This window comes from Nonomuraea sp. NPDC050663 (assembly GCF_044456985.1).
Lineage (GTDB): Bacteria > Actinomycetota > Actinomycetes > Streptosporangiales > Streptosporangiaceae > Nonomuraea.
This window is the reverse complement of record NZ_JBITGL010000012.1, coordinates 97,918-114,527: the sequence shown is the minus strand read 5'-3', so window position 1 is coordinate 114,527 and position 16,610 is coordinate 97,918. Positions and strand designations below refer to the sequence as shown.

At 71.3% G+C, this 16,610-nt stretch carries 14 protein-coding genes; 7 read left to right on the top strand and 7 right to left on the bottom strand.

Annotated features, from left to right (window positions below; translation table 11 throughout):
* Position 1 precedes the first annotated feature (1 nt).
* Together ACIBH1_RS32325 and ACIBH1_RS32320 are read left to right on the top strand one after the other, a co-directional pair.
* Complete coding sequence (locus tag ACIBH1_RS32325) at positions 2 to 850, top strand: hypothetical protein (protein WP_397317757.1); 849 nt, start codon at positions 2 to 4, stop codon at positions 848 to 850.
* Entirely contained in the window at positions 847 to 1,398 is a 552-nt protein-coding gene (locus tag ACIBH1_RS32320; RefSeq protein WP_397317756.1) for a DNA-3-methyladenine glycosylase I, read from the top strand. The genes ACIBH1_RS32325 and ACIBH1_RS32320 overlap by 4 nt, the downstream gene beginning before the upstream one ends.
* Here the strand turns inward: ACIBH1_RS32320 and ACIBH1_RS32315 are convergent.
* From ACIBH1_RS32315 to ACIBH1_RS32295, 5 genes are all read right to left on the bottom strand, one after another.
* Complete coding sequence (locus tag ACIBH1_RS32315; protein ID WP_397317755.1) at positions 1,379 to 3,163, bottom strand: DUF2264 domain-containing protein; 1,785 nt, start codon at positions 3,161 to 3,163, stop codon at positions 1,379 to 1,381. The two genes, ACIBH1_RS32320 and ACIBH1_RS32315, sit on opposite strands and share 20 nt — an antisense overlap.
* Positions 3,164 to 3,174: 11 nt before the next feature.
* On the bottom strand, positions 3,175 to 5,460 hold the full coding sequence (locus ACIBH1_RS32310; RefSeq protein ID WP_397317754.1) for a polysaccharide lyase 8 family protein: 2,286 nt from the start codon (positions 5,458 to 5,460) through the stop codon (positions 3,175 to 3,177).
* Positions 5,457 to 6,764: a M60 family metallopeptidase gene (locus tag ACIBH1_RS32305; RefSeq protein ID WP_397317753.1), complete on the bottom strand. Its 1,308-nt coding sequence runs from the start codon at positions 6,762 to 6,764 to the stop codon at positions 5,457 to 5,459. The genes ACIBH1_RS32310 and ACIBH1_RS32305 overlap by 4 nt, the downstream gene beginning before the upstream one ends.
* A gap of 66 nt (positions 6,765 to 6,830) precedes the next feature.
* Entirely contained in the window at positions 6,831 to 7,925 is a 1,095-nt protein-coding gene (locus ACIBH1_RS32300) for a LacI family DNA-binding transcriptional regulator (RefSeq protein WP_397317752.1), read from the bottom strand.
* 16 nt (positions 7,926 to 7,941) lie between these two features.
* Positions 7,942 to 8,958, bottom strand: a complete 1,017-nt coding sequence (locus ACIBH1_RS32295; RefSeq protein ID WP_397317751.1) for a hydroxyacid dehydrogenase — start codon at positions 8,956 to 8,958, stop codon at positions 7,942 to 7,944.
* Positions 8,959 to 9,136: 178 nt separating this feature from the next.
* Here ACIBH1_RS32295 and ACIBH1_RS32290 point away from each other — a divergent pair, with 178 nt between their 5' ends.
* From ACIBH1_RS32290 to ACIBH1_RS32270, 5 genes are read left to right on the top strand one after another with little or no spacing between them, the layout of a single operon-like run.
* Complete coding sequence (locus ACIBH1_RS32290) at positions 9,137 to 10,120, top strand: ABC transporter permease (protein ID WP_397317750.1); 984 nt, start codon at positions 9,137 to 9,139, stop codon at positions 10,118 to 10,120.
* Positions 10,107 to 10,994: a carbohydrate ABC transporter permease gene (locus ACIBH1_RS32285; protein ID WP_397317749.1), complete on the top strand. Its 888-nt coding sequence runs from the start codon at positions 10,107 to 10,109 to the stop codon at positions 10,992 to 10,994. The genes ACIBH1_RS32290 and ACIBH1_RS32285 overlap by 14 nt, the downstream gene beginning before the upstream one ends.
* A gap of 8 nt (positions 10,995 to 11,002) precedes the next feature.
* Positions 11,003 to 12,646 carry a hypothetical protein gene (locus ACIBH1_RS32280; protein WP_397317748.1) on the top strand — a complete coding sequence of 548 codons (1,644 nt, stop codon included), beginning with the start codon at positions 11,003 to 11,005 and terminating at the stop codon, positions 12,644 to 12,646.
* A complete protein-coding gene (locus ACIBH1_RS32275; protein ID WP_397317747.1) occupies positions 12,643 to 13,854 on the top strand; it encodes an alpha-L-fucosidase in 1,212 nt (403 codons plus the stop codon). Before ACIBH1_RS32280 ends, ACIBH1_RS32275 begins: the two co-directional genes overlap by 4 nt.
* Positions 13,851 to 15,026 (top strand): Gfo/Idh/MocA family protein, encoded by a 1,176-nt coding sequence (locus ACIBH1_RS32270; protein ID WP_397317746.1) that lies wholly within the window; start codon positions 13,851 to 13,853, stop codon positions 15,024 to 15,026. Before ACIBH1_RS32275 ends, ACIBH1_RS32270 begins: the two co-directional genes overlap by 4 nt.
* Here the strand turns inward: ACIBH1_RS32270 and ACIBH1_RS32265 are convergent.
* Positions 15,014 to 15,790: an enoyl-CoA hydratase-related protein gene (locus tag ACIBH1_RS32265; protein ID WP_397317745.1), complete on the bottom strand. Its 777-nt coding sequence runs from the start codon at positions 15,788 to 15,790 to the stop codon at positions 15,014 to 15,016. The two genes, ACIBH1_RS32270 and ACIBH1_RS32265, sit on opposite strands and share 13 nt — an antisense overlap.
* A complete protein-coding gene (locus ACIBH1_RS32260; RefSeq protein WP_397317744.1) occupies positions 15,787 to 16,557 on the bottom strand; it encodes a PaaX family transcriptional regulator C-terminal domain-containing protein in 771 nt (256 codons plus the stop codon). The genes ACIBH1_RS32265 and ACIBH1_RS32260 overlap by 4 nt, the downstream gene beginning before the upstream one ends.
* Positions 16,558 to 16,610 lie beyond the last annotated feature (53 nt).

Here is a 16,610-nt window from a genome sequence, read left to right as displayed (position 1 = left end):
TGTGCTGGTCGTACTCGCCATCGCCGCCGCCGCCGTCCTGGTCTGCGTGGTGCTGGTCTCCCTGGGCAAGGGCGGTGAGCTGACCGAGTTCCCGCCCGACATTCCCCCGCTTGAGCTGCCCGAGCCCGGTCAGCTGTCGGCCGTCGACTTCATGGCGTTGCAGCTGCCGGTGAACCTCGTCGGCTATCACACGCAGTCGGTGGACGAGACGCTGCGCCGCGCGGCCAACGCCATCAGCGCGCGCGACACCCGCATCGCCGTGCTGGAGCAGCGGGTCTCCGAGCTGCTGTCCAGCAGGCTGCAGGCGCGGCAGGAGGTGCACGCCGGGCCGGGCGACGCCCTGCGCACCCAGCACGAGCCGCGCCCGTCCGACGCGTCCCTGGTCCTGTCGGAGGCGGAGCCCGCCGTGCGCGGCCTCGGCATCGAGCCGTACGGGAGGCACGCCACCGCGGCGGGCGCCGACGCCGAGCCGGTGGAGCTGGAGGAGGACGCGACGGCGATCAGGCTGGGCCGCCACGTGGCCACGCCGAGCGACGCCAAGAGCGAGGCCGCGGGCGACACCAGGAGCGAGGCCGCGGGCGACTCCGACCAAGACGCCCGGCAAGGCTCCGACCGCGGCTCCGACCAAAACGCCCAGCAAGGCTCCGACCGCGGCTCCGAGAGCGAGCCCGAGGGCTCGTCGAGCGGCGCGGACGTCTCCGCCGCGTCGTCGGGCGCGCCCGCCGCGCGTACGGCGGGCAAGAGCCGCTGGGACGACGAGCCGGAGGCCGACGCCGGCCCCGGCACGGCCGCCGCGGACACCATCGACGAGCACGACGACGAGCGCGTGAGCGCGGAGGACCGCCGGTGACGGAGGTCGTCCGCTGCACCTGGGGCACGATGACCCCGCTCTACACCGCCTACCACGACGAGGAATGGGGCCGCCCGGTCCGCGGCGACGACCGGGTCTTCGAACGGGTCTCCCTGGAGGCCTTCCAGTCGGGCCTGTCCTGGCTGACCATCCTGCGCAAACGCGAGAACTTCCGCCGTGCCTTCGACGGCTTCGAGATCCCCAAGGTCGCCGCCTACACCGAGCGCGACGTCGAGCGCCTGATGGCCGACGAGGGGATCGTCCGCAACCGGGCCAAGATCGAGGCGGCCGTCACCAACGCCAAGGCGGCCCAGCGCCTCGAAGAGGGCTTGTCCGCCCTGGTCTGGAAATATCACGACCCCGATTCGCCCGTGCCCAAGAGCATGGCCGACGTCCCCGCCATCACTCCCGCGTCCAGGGCCCTGGCCAAGGAGCTGAAGCGTCACGGCTTCGCCTTCGTCGGCCCCACCACCGCCTACGCGCTCATGCAGGCGATCGGCCTGGTCAACGACCACATCGCGGAGTGCGTCACCCGAACGGGATCGTGACCGAGGCGCCGTCGGGGTAGGCGACCACGACGGCGCCGGCATCGCGGGCGACGGTGACGGCCTCGCGGAGCGCGGCCGGATGCACGGTGTCGCCCGACAGCACGACGAGCGACACGTGCAGGCCGGGGGAGTCGCCGGTCAGGCACGGCACGGCCGAGTGGGGGCCGAAGGCGTTGGCTTCCACGTTGCGGATCACCTCGGCGTGCTGCCAGCCGTACAGGCCGATGATCGCGGAGGTGAGCCCGTCGGCCCGCGTGGCCATCGCCCAGCCGGGGCCGGACTCCACCGCGGGCGCCGACGCGTCCGCGACGGCGTAGCCGCCTTCGCGCACCGTCACGGCCTCGCCCGCGCCTGTGACGTGGTGCACCCTGATCTCCCAGGCGCCTCTGACCGAGGAGTGGCTGGTGACGGTGCCCAGCGGGGTGACGGAGCGCGACGACGACGCCGAAAGCCGTTCGATCGTTCCCCTGGCCGCAGCTTCCGCGCCGTCGAGCAGGGCGAGGTGGTTGTCGACCTCCTGCACCCGGGCGTGCTCGCCCGCCTCGGGCGCGGTCCGCGTCGAGTAGGCGAGCTTGGCGTAGTGGGGGTCGCTCACCTCGCCGTGGTCGCTGCCGTGGTTCAGCAGGCGCACGATGCCGTCGTGCCGGGTGCCGTGCAGCGTCCAGCCGACCGCGGGGATCTCGGCGACGACGTCGCCGTGGTCGATTGGCAGCCCCTGCTCCGGCGCGGTCCACACCGGGTGGTCGGCGGGCAGCAGCAACCCCAGGAACCCCTTCGACGCCCAGTACGGCGAGGCGGGACCGGAGTAGGGCTGGGTCGAGGGCAGGAAGGTGTCGTACCACCCGAGCGACAGCAGCCCGCGTGAGTCGGGCACCCCGCGTTCCACGAAGTGGCGCAGCACCGAGGAGGCGAGCTTGCGTGTCTGCCCGGGGGCCAGCGGGGTGGCGTCGGCCAGCGCTCCCATCCAGACCGGCGCGAGCGAGGCGAAGCGGTAGCACAGGGAGCGCCCCTGGTGGACGGGCGCGCCATCGGAGCCGAAGAAGTGCTGATAAGACTGGAGAAAGGTGGAAAGTCGCTCCCGGTAGACCTGCCCCTCCTCCCCGGCCATCCTCGCCCACAACAGCGGATACAGGTGCAGCGCCCACCCGCAGTAGTAGTCGAAGTTGCGAGTCCCGCCGTCGGTGTACCAGCCGTCACCGACGTACCAGTCCTCGATCCTGGCCAGCCCCCTGTCGATCTCCTCCTGCTTGTACGGCCCGCCGACCGACTTGAGGAACTCCTCGGTGACGGTCTGGAAGAGCATCCAGTTGTTGTCCCAGGTGCGCTTGCCGACGAAGCCGCCGAGCCAGTCGACGACCCGCTCCTGAGTGCGCGGCGGCAGCCGGTCCCAGAGCCACGCGCGTGATTCGTGGAGCCCGACGGCGATGGAGGCGGCCTCCACCATCTGCTGCGAGCAGTCGGTCAGCTCCGGCCAGACCCCCTCGACCCCGGCGGCCAGTCCTTGCGCGTACCTCTCGGCCAGCGCGTCGGGCGCGCCCCCGCCCGCGATGCGAAAGGCCGCCAGGAGGAAGGTCCTGGCGTACCCCTCCAGCCCGTCGAGTGCCACCCCCGACCAGCTCGCCCGCCCGGGCAGGCCGTAGCGCGAGAAGTCGGGGGAGGCGTACGGCACGACCGAGTCCAGCAGGTGGTCGGCCACCGCCTCCCAGTGCGCGCGGGTCCATCCGGTGCGGGAGGAGAGCACGCGGTCGGTGGGTGGCAACTGCACGGCGAGGGCTCCTAGGGATGAGGTGGGACGGTGAGGTGGGCGGTGTGCGTGTGCCCGCGCGAGCCGGCGAGGCCGACGGTGATCGCCGGGCGGCGCCCGGTCCGCACGGTGACCGTGTCGTCGGCGCTGACCAGGCCGAGCGCGGGGTGGTCGAGGGTGAGCGTCACCGTATCGGTGGTCCTGCCGGGGTCGGACACGGCCACGCGGAGGTGCTCGCCCTTCCGGCTCACGAGCACGGCGCAGGGCGCGTCGGCGGTGACGCCGCCTGCCGTACCCGGGCTCCAGAAGTTCGCCCCGAGCAGGCCGCCCGCGCGCACGGCCTGCGCCTGGGCGGTGTTGGACAGCACGTGCGCGCCCCGCCAGCGCCTGGTCGCGTGCGGGGTGGCGCCGGGCAGGACCGCGTAGGCGTACGAAGCGTCCACCGGGGAGACCCCGTGGTCGTACCAGAGCGTCACGTACTCCCTGGTGACCGGATCGGTGGTCCCGCCCGTGGAGGCGCCGTCGTCGATGGCCCGCCAGTGGTCGGTACGGCTCTCGCGCAGCGACCTCACCGGCGCCCGGTCCAGGAAGGCGTAACCGCCCACCCCCTCCAGGTGCGCCCAGCCCTCCTCCAGCAACAGCGTGCCCGAAGTGCCCCGGTTCTCCACGACGGTCTCGATCGTGCGCCCGTCGGTGCCATGGATCCCGGCGCCCAGGCAGATGATCGCGTCGTCGAGGAAGAACCACGACTTCCTGGCCCGCAGCGTGCTGCCCATGGCCATGAGGTCGAGCCCGGCCAGGCCGTGGTCGCCGAGCACGACGCCGCCCGCCCAGGCGTTGTCGGGGCCGAACGTGCCGGTGCCGCCCGAGGAGACCGCAGGCAGGCGCCGCCTGGTGTCCACGGTGGTGCCGGGCAGCCGGTAGGAGTCGACCGTCGGCCAGTAGTCGAGGGTGTAGTGGTCCTGGTCGAGGTAGAGGTAGAGCACGCCGTCGCCCTGGTACCAGCCCCGGTAGTTCTCGCCGTTGCCGCACTCGTAGCCCGCGATGCGCCTGGACGACAGGCTGAGCGCCGCCGACCAGTCCGGCCGCCGGTGGACGACGCGGTCCATGTCGGCGAAGACGCGGTGCATGACGGGCCGGGGAGCGGGCCGCGCGGTGAGGGCCGAGGCCCTGGCGGTGGCGGCCACCCCCACGTGTTCGAGGAAGCGTCCCCGCTCGATCCAGCCCGCGCACAACTCGCGGAAGCGGGTCGCGTACGGCTCGGGCACGCCGTCGGCCAGTAGCAGGATGGAGGCGATCGTGTCGGCACCGACGTGCTGGTCGCGGCCGAACTGCCGGGAGACGCCCCGGCCGCGCACGCTGTCCATCATCAGCCCGTCGTGGATCCAGGGCGCGTAGGTGCGCTCGATCGAGTCGAGCACGACGTTCACCTTCGGGTCGGTGACCGCCCAGCTCGATCCGGCCAGCAGGGCGAGGATCGTGCTGACCGAGCCGAGCAGCACGACGCCGTAGGAGCCGGTGTAGGCGATGTCGTCGTGCTGGACGAACGAGCCGTCCTCGTAGTAGCCGTCGCCCCTGGTGACGTAGCCGAACAGGCTGTGCTTGCCGCCGTCGCGCAGGCTCGACAGCCCGTCGCGGGCCAGGGCGAGCCGGTCGGGGCTGCGGCCCACGATGCCGCGCAGGGCCACGATGAGCGCCTTGTCGGCGCGGTTGGCGCCGGTCTCGGCGAAGTCGGCCAGGTTGGTGCGCCGATCGGCGTTCGGGCAGAAGCGGTCGACCGCGCGGATCCAGGCCGCCCGCTGCTCTGGGGTGACCAGGTCGTCGAGCAGCACGCAGGTGTCCATCAGCGCCCTGGGCGCGCCGATCTCCCAGTGCCACCAGTTGCCCAGCTCCCGCTTGGACTCGTTGTAGGCGTGGCCGTACAGGAAGTCGAGCCCGTCCAGGACGAGCTCGGCCAGGTCCGCGTCGCCGTACTGGATGGTGCCGGGGGTGGCCCAGGCGGTGGCCAGCGTGCGCAGCCGGGTGTAGCTGGAGGCGATGTCGCCGGAGACCCCGGTCAGCGGCAGGTCGGCCCACAGGTGCATACGGCCGGCGGCGGTGACGAGCGTGCGCCGCAGGTCCGCGGCCGACTGGCCGAGCCGGGCGAGGGGGGCGGCGAGGGCGGGGTCGGCGGTGTCGAAGGCGCCGCCGGTGATGAGCGCCGCCGCCCTGGCGCGCAGCGCGTCGAACTCGGTTCGCGCGCTCGCGCCCGCCGGGATCAGCGGCAGCAGTAACGTTCCCGCGCCGAGGCCGAGTGCGGTGCGCCTGGTCATGCTCATGCGCTCTCGCTCAGGGTGCTGGGGTCGGAGCCCGGCGCGGGCAGGCCCAGGGCGGCGACGGCGTCGAGCCACTCGGCCGTCAGCGGCGCGCCCCAGCGCTGCCAGAAGGCACGCAGGTCGCGTCCGGCGATCCTGGAGGTGTAGACGGCCAGGTAACCCCAGCGCCTGGCGCTCTCGGTCCAGTCCGAGGGCGGGTTCTCGGCCCGCACCACCTGGTGCAGGCGCGGCCAGAAGTCGTCGCCGAAGGCGAGCTCCAGTTGGCGGAAGGGCACCAGCTTCTCGAAGGCGCCGAGCTTGGTGAAGTCGGCGGCAGGCAGCTTGGCCAGGCCGCTCTGGTAGGGGGTCAGGCCGGTCTTGGCGTCGGGCCTGGTGAGGTTCGACTGCTGGCCGAGGGTGCGCTGGGCGGCCAGGGCGTAGATGTTGACGGTGACCTCGGTGAGGTCGGTCGGCTTGTAGGCCATCTGCTGGTGCTGGTGGCCGAGCTCGTGGTAGACGCCCCAGCCGCGGGTGCGCAGGCCCTCCACCGACAGCAGCCGGTCGAGGTAGGTGCGCGGGTAGGCGGTCCAGCCGTGGGTGGCGTAGGCGCCCGCGCCCGTGGGCATGCGCGGCGCCTCCACGAGATGGAAGGGGAGCGGGCTGCGCTCTGCGGCGGACAGGCCGGAGATCGCGGCGTGCGAGGCGATGATCGTCTCCAGCAGCTCCAGGTGCGCCACGCGGTCCTCGCCCCGCCAAGCCAGCATGCCTTCGCGAGTGACGGTCACGATGGCGTGGCGGGAGACCAGCTCCACCTGCGGGGCGCCGGTCAGGGTGTCGAGCTGGGCCTGGAAGTCCTCGGCGGTGGTCCTGCCGAGCTCGAAGACGGGCACCCTGACGCCGCCGGACAGGAACTTGACGCGGGCGCGCTGGCCGTCGCCGATCATCTTCAGGTAGACGAGGCCGCCGCCCGGGTCCTGCACGGTGTTCTCGCCCGCGACCAGCGGGTAGGCGCGCGGCTGCTTGTAGGCGGCGTCCTGGTGGGTGTCGGGCGCGCCGACGTGCAGCGTCGGCAGGAGCCCGTCGGGCGCTTCCACCCGCAGGGTCAGCGGGGTGCCGGCGGGCAGGTGCACGCCGGTGGGGTGGAAGTCGGTGGTGCCCAGCGCCTGCTGCAGGCGCAGCCGCTCGCTCTCGGCGCCCGCCCTGGCCCGGAGCACGACCGTGTGCCGCGCGGGATCGGCCAGGGCGGGGACGGCGGGCGCCGCGAGGGCGGCGGCTCCCGCCAGACCGGTGACGGTGAGGAAACGGCGGCGGTTCAGCTCGAGATTCATGGCGAGAGCATGAAAACGCTTACTATGGACCGTCAAGACCTTGCTATTTCTTTCTAGACGTTTCTATCAGCGACCTGCGCGTTTTCTGCCGGAGGCCGCCGCAAGCGCCTTCTTCGCGGAGGGCGCCCCGACCGACTGGCGCACCACGATGCTGGTGCCGACGCGGGTCGTGGTGCGCACCGGCGACAGGTAGTCGCCGCCGTCGGCGACGCCCAGCGCGAGCTGGACCGCCTGGCGGCCCATCTCCTCCAGCGGGATGCGCACGGTGGTCAGCTGCGGACGCAACTCCTGGGCCAGGGGCACGTCGTCGTATCCGGCCACCGAGATGTCGCCAGGCACCGACAGGCCCGCCGCCTCGATCGCCTGCATCGCCCCGGCGGCCACGTTGTCGTTGGCCGCGAAGATCGCGGTGAACTCCGGCCCCTCGGCCAGCAGCTCCCTGGTCCGCTCGTAGCCGAACCGGCGGCTGAGCGGCCCCGGCCTGATCAGGCTCTCGTCGTACGGCAGGCCGCGCAGCTCCAATGCGCGCCGGTGCCCGGCCAGGCGGGCGATCGTGGTGGAGAACAGCGAGGGCCCGCCGAGGAACAACACCCGCCGGTGCCCCTGGGTGATGAGGTAGTCGGTGATCGCGAAGGCGCCGCCCTCGTTGTCGTACTCCACGACCTTCGTCGGCGCGTCGTCGCCCACCCCCGGCCGCCCGCACAACACCAGCGTGGAGCCGCTGGCGTGCAGGGCCCTGGCCCGCTTGGCCACCTGTGAGGCGTAGGCGCGGTCCTCGTAGGCGCCGCCGACCAGGATGACCGCGTCGGCCCGCTGCTCGTGGAGCAGGTCGATGAGCGCCAGCTCCTGCTCGTGGCTGCCGTGCGTGCAGCAGACCAGGCAGAGCCTGCCCTGGGCGGTGGCCTCGCGCTCGACGCCCCTGGCGATGTAGGCGTAGAACGGGTCGATCAGGTCGTTGATGATGATCGCGACGGTGCGGTTGGTCGCGCCGGCCAGGGCACGGGCGTGGGCGTTGGCGACGTAGCCGAGTTCGCTGATCGCCGCCTCGACCCTGGCCCGGGTCGACTCGGCGACCGGGTAGTTGCGGTTGATCACCCGCGAGACGGTCGCGCTGGACACCCCGGCCAGCCTGGCCACGTCGGCGATGGTCGCCTCGCTCATCTTGCCTCCTCGTCCCTCACGCTATTCTGCCGAGTTCGTCGGCATGGATCTCGTGCCGCAGCGGTGCTCCGGAACAGTAGCGGGCAACCTCGCGCAGCGCGGAGTCCGCCAGCCTGGCCAGCTCGTTGCCCTGCGCCCCGGCCAGGTGCGGCGTGACGAAGACGTTGGGCAGGCCGAAGAGGGCGTGTCCGGGCGGGAGCGGTTCCGGATCGGTGACGTCGAGCACGGCGTCGAGACGCCCGGCCGTCACCTCGGCGACCAGGGCGTCATGGTCGATCAGCGCGCCGCGGGCGGTGTTGACCACCACCGCGCCGTCGGGCAGCAGCGCCAGCCGCTCCTTGTCGAGCATGCCGACGGTCTGCGGGGTCTCGGGCGCGTGCAGGCTCACCACGTGGGAGCGGGTGAGCAACTCGTCGAGCTCCACGATGCGGGCGCCGAGCCCGGCGATCTCCACCGGGTCGGCGTACGGGTCGTAGACCAGCAGGTCGGCGTCCAGGCCGCGCAGGAGCGCGAGGACCCGCCTGCCGATCCGCGAGGCGCCGACCAGGCCGATGGTGATCCCGTGGGTGCCCAGCCACGGCATGCCGGAGAAATCCCGCTTGGTTCCGCTGACGCGGTAGCGCTCGGCCATGGTGAACGCGCGCTTGGCGCCGAAGACGATCGCGGCGAAGGTGAACTCGGCCACCGGGACGGCGTTGGCGTCGGCGGCGCTGGAGACCCTGACGCCGCGCCCGAACACGGACGGGTCGACGAAGGTCTTCACGGTGCCCGCGGCGTGCGAGATGAAGCGCAGGCTCGGCGCCCTGGCCAGCAGCCTGTCGTCGATCGGGGGCGCGCCCCAGCCGGTGACGAGCACCTCGGCGTCGGCCAGCGGGACGCTGTCGGGGCCCACGACCACCTCCTCGTGCAGGTTCACCAGGCCGGCCAGGCGTTCGAGCGCCTCCGCCCCGAAGACCGTCTCCCGCACCCCCGCCCCCATGGCCAGCGCCGTTCTCGGCCGCCGGGGCCCGGCGGGCGCCCTGTCATCCTGCACGTCGTGCTCCCCGATAGTAAGCGCGTTCTATGAATGAAGCGGCACGCTAGGGGGATTCCGGCAGCACGTCAAGCTCCTGTCCATGGAAAACGTCGGATCGGCAGATCAGATTGTGGGCGGGGTCTTGACGAAAGCAGAAACCGCTTACTACGGTCCTCGCCAACTGGAAGGACCACGCATGACGATTTCCCCTCCGCGGACCGCCCCGGTGGTGACGCCTGCCGTACCGGAGAAGAAGAGGGCCAGGCCGCCGCTGCATCGCAGGATCTGGCGCGACCGGACCATGCTCATGCTCGCCCTGCCGGGACTGCTGTACTTCCTGGTCTTCCACTACGCGCCGCTGTTCGGCTACGTCGTGGCCTTCCAGGACTACCAGCCCTACCTGGGCTACCTGAACAGCCCGTGGGTGGGCCTGCAGAACTTCGCGACCGTCTTCTCCGACTCCAGGTTCTGGGACTCGATCGTCAACACCCTGCAGATCACCGTCACCCAGCTGGTGCTGTTCTTCCCCGCCCCGATCGCGCTGGCGCTGCTGCTGCACAGCGTGATGAGCGAGAAGATCCGCAGATTCGTGCAGAGCGTGGTCTACCTGCCGCACTTCATCGGCTGGGTGATCATCGTCTCGATCTTCCAGCAGATCCTCGGCGGCGCGGGCGTCCTGCCCGACCTCCTGGCCGGGGTCGGGCTGCCGCGCTGGGACATGATGACCGACCCCGACACCTTCCCGCTGCTGGTCACCCTGCAGCTGCTGTGGAAGGACGCCGGCTGGGGAACGATCATCTTCCTGGCCGCGCTGCTCTCCATCAACCAGGAGCTCTACGAGGCCGCGGCGATGGACGGCGCGGGCCGGTGGCGGCGCCTGTGGCACGTCACGCTGCCCGGCATCACGCCGATCATCATCCTGCTGCTCATCCTCAACCTCGGCAGCATCCTGTCGGTCGGCTTCGAGCAGATCCTGCTGCAGCGCGACGCGGTCGGAGCCGAGGCGGGCGAGGTGCTCGACACCTTCATCTACCACTACGGCGTGCGCGACGGCCAGTGGGGCGCGGCGGCGGCGGTCGGCCTGTTCAAGGCGGTCGTCGGCGCGGCCCTGGTGCTTGGCGCCAACAAGGTCGCCCACCTGCTGGGCCACGAGGGGGTGTACCGCGGTGCCACGAAGTGAACGTCCCGCGTGGATGGAGAAGCCCAGCACGCCAGGCCTGGTCGCCAAGGGCGCGGTGCTGCTCGGCGTCACCCTCCTGGTGATCTACCCGTTCGTCGGCGTACTCGGCACGAGCCTGTCGGACGAGGTGCAGATCGCGCGCAGCGGGGGATTCGTCCTGCTGCCCACGAACCCCACCTTCGACGCCTACCGCGCGATCTTCGACGGCGGCACGGTCACCCGCGCCCTGCTGATCAGTGTCGTGGTCACCGCCATCGGCACCCTGGCCAGCGTCTGCGCCACCATCGGCATGGCGTACGGCCTGAGCCGCCGCGAGGTCACCGGGTCCCGGATCATCCTGATGGTCGCCCTGTTCACCATGCTCTTCAACCCGGGCATCATCGCCAACTTCCTGCTGGTCAAGGAGCTCGGGCTGCTCAACACCTTCGGAGCCCTGGTCCTGCCGAGCCTGGTCAGCGCCTTCAACCTGGTCGTGCTGCGCTCCTTCTTCATGGGCCTGCCGGGCGAGCTCCTGGAGAGCGCCCGCATGGACGGAGCGGGAGACCTGCGCATCCTGGTCCGCATCGTGCTGCCGCTGTCGAAGGCGGTGCTGGCCGTCGTCTCCCTCTTCTACGCCGTCGCCTACTGGAACGCCTTCTTCAACGCCCTGCTCTACCTCGACGACACCGAGAAGTGGCCGCTGCCGCTCATCCTGCGCAGCTTCGTGCTGCAGGGACGGACGCTCGAAAGCATCGCGTCGTCGGAGGCGCCCGCTCCCGTCCAGGCGATCCAGATGGCGGTGCTCGTCGTCGCCATCGTCCCGATCCTCCTCGTCTACCCCTTCCTCCAGCGCTACTTCACCAAGGGCGTTCTCACCGGCGCCATCAAGGGTTAAGGACTCAGATGAACCGTCGTGGATTCCTCCGACTCAGTGCCTCCACCGCGCTGTCCGTGGCCGCCCTGGCGGCCTGCGGTTCCGGTGGGGGAGCTGCTCCCGCCGCCAAGGCCCAGGGCCTGACGATCAAGCTCCCCTCGTACACGCCCCTGGCGGGCGCGCTCAAGCCGGACCTCGCGGGCAACGCGGCCGGCGTGCCAGAGGGCTACTTCACCTACCCGAAGGAGCTGTTCAAGGCCGTGGCCAAGCCGCCCATGTCGGGCGGCACGATCACCGCGGCCTCGCAGACCTTCTCCCCGCCGCCGCCCGGCCGCGAGCAGAACCCGGCCTGGCAGGAGATGGAGAAGCGGCTCGGCGGCAAGGTCGAGCTGACCGTCGTGGCCGCCGACGACTGGGCCACCAAGTTCAACACCATGGTCGCCGGCAACAGCCTGCCCGACCTGTTCCCCTACATCGCCACCCAGGGCGTCAACAACCTGCCGGCCTTCGCCGCCAGCCAGTGCGCCGACCTGACCGCGCTGCTCGGCGGCGACGCGGTCAAGGAGTACCCGAACCTGGCCGCCATCCCGGAGATCTTCTGGAAGCAGGGCATCGTCGGCGGCAAGCTCTACGGCATCCCCGTGCCCCGCAACCTGGTCGGCGGCCTGGGCTTCTACCGCGCCGACATCCTCGCCGAGGCGGGGGTCACCGACCTGGCCCAGATCACCGACATGGACCGGCTCTTCGAGGCGCTCAAGGCCGTCACCGACCCGGCCAGGAAGCGGTGGGGCGTCGTCACCGCCACCGGCGGCCTGTTCGGGCTGTCGATCTTCTCCCAGCTGTTCGGGGCCCCCAACGGCTGGAGGCTCGACAAGGCCACGGGCAAGCTGACCGCGGGCTTCGAGACCGAGGAGTACCGCGCCGCCGTCGAGTACGTGATCAAGCTGCGCGAGGCCGGCATCATCTACCCGGGCTCCGAGGGCTTCGACACCCTCAAGCGCAAGAACACCTTCAACTCCGGCGGCGCCGCCATGACCTACGACGGCCTGCCCGCCTACCTGGGCGCGGCCGGATACCTGCAGACGCAGAAGAAGATCGACCAGAAGGCCGACCCGCGCCCGCTCGTGCCCTTCGGCGGCAAGGCCGTGGCCTTCATGAACAACATCGCCTTCGCCACCAACTTCGTGAAGAAGGCCGACGAGGCGAAGGTCAAGGAGGTCCTGCGCGTGGCCGACTTCTTCGCCTCCCCCTTCGGCAGCGAGGAGTACACGCTCATCAACTACGGCGTCGAGGGCACCGACTACACCCGCGACGACAAGGGCAACCCGGTCCTGACCGAGCAGGGCGCCAAGGACACCACGGTGCCGTGGAAGTACCTGGCCGCCCCGACCCAGCCGGTCTACGACGCCACCTCGGCCGACGCGGTCAGGATCCAGCACGACGCGATCAGCAGGCTCATCGCCGTCGGCGTCGAGGACCCGACCACCGGCCTGTACTCCCCGGCCCACGAGAACAAGCTGGAGTCGCTGTCGACCATGCGGGTCGACAGGCTCACCTCGATCATGGCCGGGCGCGCCCCGATGAGCGACTACGACCAGCTCGTCAAGGACTGGCGCGCGGCGGGCGGCGACCAGGCGCGCAAGGAGTTCGAGGAGGTGCTGGCCGCGTCATGAGCTGGTTCACCGACGCCCGATTCGGGATGTTCATCCACTGGGGCATCTACGCCGCTGCGGCCCGCCACGAGTGGGTCAAGTCCTACGAGCGCATGAGCGACGAGCACTACCAGCGCTACTTCGACCACTTCGACCCCGACCTGTACGACCCGGAGGCCTGGGCGGACACGGCGGTCCGGGCGGGGATGAAGTACCTGGTCGTCACCACCAAGCACCACGACGGCTTCTGCCTGTGGGACTCCGCGCTGACCGACTACAAGGCCAGGACCGACCTGCTGGGCCCGATGCTGGACGCCTTCCGGTCCAGGGGCCTGAAGGTCGGGCTGTACTACTCGCTGCTCGACTGGCACCACCCCGACTTCCCCAACGACCTCTACCACCCGCAGCGCGACGAGGAGCTCGGCGAGCGCGATGTCGCCAAGTACACCGGCTACCTGCACGGCCAGGTCCGCGAGCTGCTCACGAACTACGGCCGCATCGACACCATGTGGTTCGACTTCTCCTACGAGGGCCGCGGCTTCGGCGCCAAGGGCCCGGCCGAGTGGCGCTCCACCGAGCTGGAGGAGCTGGTGCGCTCCCTGCAGCCCGGCATCCTGATCAACAACAGGCTCGGCCTGGGCACCGGCGACTTCCGCACCCCCGAGCAGGTCATCCCGCCGGGCGGCCTGCCGGGAGCCGGGGTCTGGGAGGCCTGCCAGACCCTCAACGGCAGCTGGGGCTACCACCGCGACAACCTCGACTGGAAGCCGGTCGACCTGCTGCTGAAGATGCTGGTCGACACCGTCTCCAAGGGCGGCAACATGCTGCTCAACGTCGGGCCCAACGCGCGCGGCGAGTTCGAGCCCCGGGCCCTGGAGCGGCTGTCCGGGGTCGGCGAGTGGATGCGGTTGCACGCCCGCTCGATCCGCGGCGCGGGCGCCTCGGAGTTCACCCCGCCGCAGGACTGCCGCTACACCCAGCGCGGCGACCGCCTCTACCTGCACCTGCTGTCGTGGCCGCTGAAGCACCTTTTCCTCCCCGGCCTCGCGGGGAAGGTGCGATATGCGCAGTTCCTCCACGACGCCTCGGAGGTCCAGATGGTCCAGCTCGACCCGAACGAGCCGTTCCACCACTACCTGAGGGGCGTGCCCGACGACACGCTCACCCTCCAGCTGCCCGTCACCCGGCCCGACGTGACCGTTCCCGTGATTGAGATGTTCCTGCGATGACCGACCTCAGAATCGGCGTGATCGGCCTGGGCCTGCGCGGCAGCCTCGCCGCCGTCGCCCACCGGCCCGGTCACGGCTCGCGCGTGACCGCCGTCGCCGAGCTCGACCCCGTGCTCAGGCAGGAGGGCGCGCGGCGATTCGACGCCAAGCCGTACGCCGACCACCGCGAGATGCTCGGCGACGTCGACGCGGTGCTGCTGCTCACGCCCGACGACACCCACGCCGACCTCGCCTGCGAGGCCCTGCGCGCGGGCGTGCCCGCGTTCGTCGAGAAGCCGCTCGACATCACCCTCGAACGCTGCGACCAGATCCTGCGTACGGCACGCGAGAGCGGCACCCGGCTCTACGTGGGCCACAACATGCGCCACATGCCGGTCGTGCGGCTGATGCGCGAGATCATCCAGCGCGGCGACATCGGCGCGGTCAAGAGCGTCTGGGTGCGCCACTTCGTCGGCCACGGCGGCGACTTCTACTTCAAGGACTGGCACGCGCAACGCTCCCGCGTCACCGGCCTGCTCCTGCAGAAGGCCGCCCACGACCTCGACGTCGTGCACTGGCTGGCCGGCGGCTACACCCGCCGCGTGCAGGCCTTCGGCGACCTCATGGTCTACGGCTCCCTGCCCCGCCGCGCCCCCGGCACCCCCAAACCCGACGACTGGTACGCGCCCGCCGCCAACTGGCCGCCGCTCTCGCAGACCGGGCTCAACCCCGAGGTCGACGTCGAGGACGTGTCGGTGATGAACATGGTGCTCGACAACGGCGTCATCGGCGCCTACCAGCAGTGCCACTTCACGCCCGACTACTGGCGCAACTACACGGTCATCGGCGACGCAGGACGCCTGGAGAACTTCGGCAACGGCCCCGGCGGAGCGGTCAAGGTCTGGAACGCCCGCCGCTCCGGCTACCGCGAGGACGCCGACGCCGTCCACGAGATCCCCGCGGCCGACGGCGGCCACGGCGGCGCCGACCCGCAGATCCTGGCCGAGTTCTTCCGTTTCGTACGGCACGGCGGGCCGACCGACACCTCGCCCGTCGCGGCCAGGATGAGCGTCGCGGCCGGCATCCAGGCGACCGCCTCGCTCAGGAACGGCGGCGCCCCGATGGAGGTGCCGGAGCTGGATCCCGAGCTGGTGACGTACTTCGAGTCAGGCCAGGCCGCTCATCGCCCCTGAAAGGTGGGCTGCTGCTTGGCCAGGAAGGCGCGGGTGGCGGCCAGGTGGTCCTCGGTGGCGGCGCACTCGTCCTGCAGCACCGCCTCCAGTTCCAGAGACTCGCTCAGGGAATGGGTGGCCGCGTGACGCAACGCCCTGCGGGTGGCGGCGAAGGCGGCCGTCGGCCCCTGCGCCAGCCGTACGGCCAGCTCACGTGCCGCCTTGCCCAGCTCGTCGCCCGGCACGACCCGGTTGACCAGCCCGAGCTCCAGGGCGCGGGCGGCGTCGACGACCTCGCCGAGCAGCAGCATCTCGGCCGCGCGACCCGGCCCGACCAGGCGCTGCAGGGTCCAGGAGGCGCCGGAGTCGGGAGCCAGGCCGATGCCGGCGAAGGCCATCGCGAACTTGGCCCGGTCGGAGGCGACGCGCAGGTCGCAGGCGAAGGCCAGCGAGGCGCCCGCCCCCGCCGCCACGCCGTTCACCGCCGCGACCACGGGCTTGTCCATCGTGGTGAGCAGCTCGACGACCGGGTTGTAGTGCAGGCGCACGGTGCCGGCCAGGCCACGGCCCGCCTCCAGGTTGGCGGCGTGCTCCTGCAGGTCCTGGCCCGCGCAGAAGGCGCGGCCGGAGCCGGTGAGCAGCACGGCGCGCACCCCGGCGTCGGAGGCGGCATTGGTCAGCGCCTCCAGCAGAGCGGTCTTCATCTCGACGGTGAGGGAGTTCATCGCGTCGGGCCGGTCGAGGGTGACGGTGGCGACCTGCTCGGATACCTCGTAAGAAATCACTTCAACTCCTGGTCGACGAACGCTGCGGCGGCCGGCATGAGGCGGGCCGCCTCCTGCTCGAAGTAGGCCCGCGCCTTCTCACCGGGCCAGCCGGCCGGTAACAGCTGCGCGGGCAGGCCCGGGTCACGGAACAGGAAGTTACGCCAGCCGTGCACCAGCCTGCTGCGGGTGGCGAAGACCTCGTTCGGCGTGGCGTCGAAGGGCAGCGCGCCGATGAGGGCGACCGCCTCCGTCAGCCACTTCTCGTACGCCTGGCCGATGGCCGTCAGGTCCCACGCGCGGGCCACGAGCTCGCGCGGGTCGCCGTCGAGCACGGCCTCGAAGCAGTCGGCCCGGTGCGGCGCCAGCAGGGGATCCAGCTCGGGCGAAGGCCGCGGGCCGATCCAGGTCGTCTCCGAGAGCGGGGCGTAGCCCAGGAAGACCAGGTCCGCCCGCAGGCGCTCGCGGCGTGGCCGCTCGCGCACGGGCTCGAAGACGATCAAATGCCATCTGCCGGACCAGTCGAGCGTTCCAGCTCGGTAAATTCTCAGCGCGGCCTCGTCCAAGCGGGTAACGCATTTGGGAGTGAGCCCGTAGCCCGGTCCCTGAGCCAGCCTCAGCGGCCTCAGCCACCCCTGGCGAACCATGCGCGAAACGGCAGTGCGCACGGCTGGAGCGGCGATGTCGAGCGGCGCGAGCAGCCGGAGGAGAGCGGCCACGGAGGCTCGTCCACCGCGCGGACGCAGGTGGTCCCCGTAGAGGTCGAACAGCGCGGCGCGTGCGTTCACGAGGACCAGTTTGGCCGCGTTCGCGAGCCTCTACAACGCATCTGGGAGGAGAT

Bases quoted from the DNA above. Each gene is read 5' to 3' on its own strand.
- ACIBH1_RS32310 (WP_397317754.1), bottom strand. From the start codon at position 5,460: ATGAGCATGACCAGGCGCACCGCACTCGGCCTCGGCGCGGGAACGTTA.
- ACIBH1_RS32305 (WP_397317753.1), bottom strand. From the start codon at position 6,764: ATGAATCTCGAGCTGAACCGCCGCCGTTTCCTCACCGTCACCGGTCTG.
- ACIBH1_RS32300 (WP_397317752.1), bottom strand. From the start codon at position 7,925: ATGAGCGAGGCGACCATCGCCGACGTGGCCAGGCTGGCCGGGGTGTCC.
- ACIBH1_RS32290 (WP_397317750.1), top strand. From the start codon at position 9,137: ATGACGATTTCCCCTCCGCGGACCGCCCCGGTGGTGACGCCTGCCGTA.
- ACIBH1_RS32280 (WP_397317748.1), top strand. From the start codon at position 11,003: ATGAACCGTCGTGGATTCCTCCGACTCAGTGCCTCCACCGCGCTGTCC.
- ACIBH1_RS32275 (WP_397317747.1), top strand. From the start codon at position 12,643: ATGAGCTGGTTCACCGACGCCCGATTCGGGATGTTCATCCACTGGGGC.
- ACIBH1_RS32270 (WP_397317746.1), top strand. From the start codon at position 13,851: ATGACCGACCTCAGAATCGGCGTGATCGGCCTGGGCCTGCGCGGCAGC.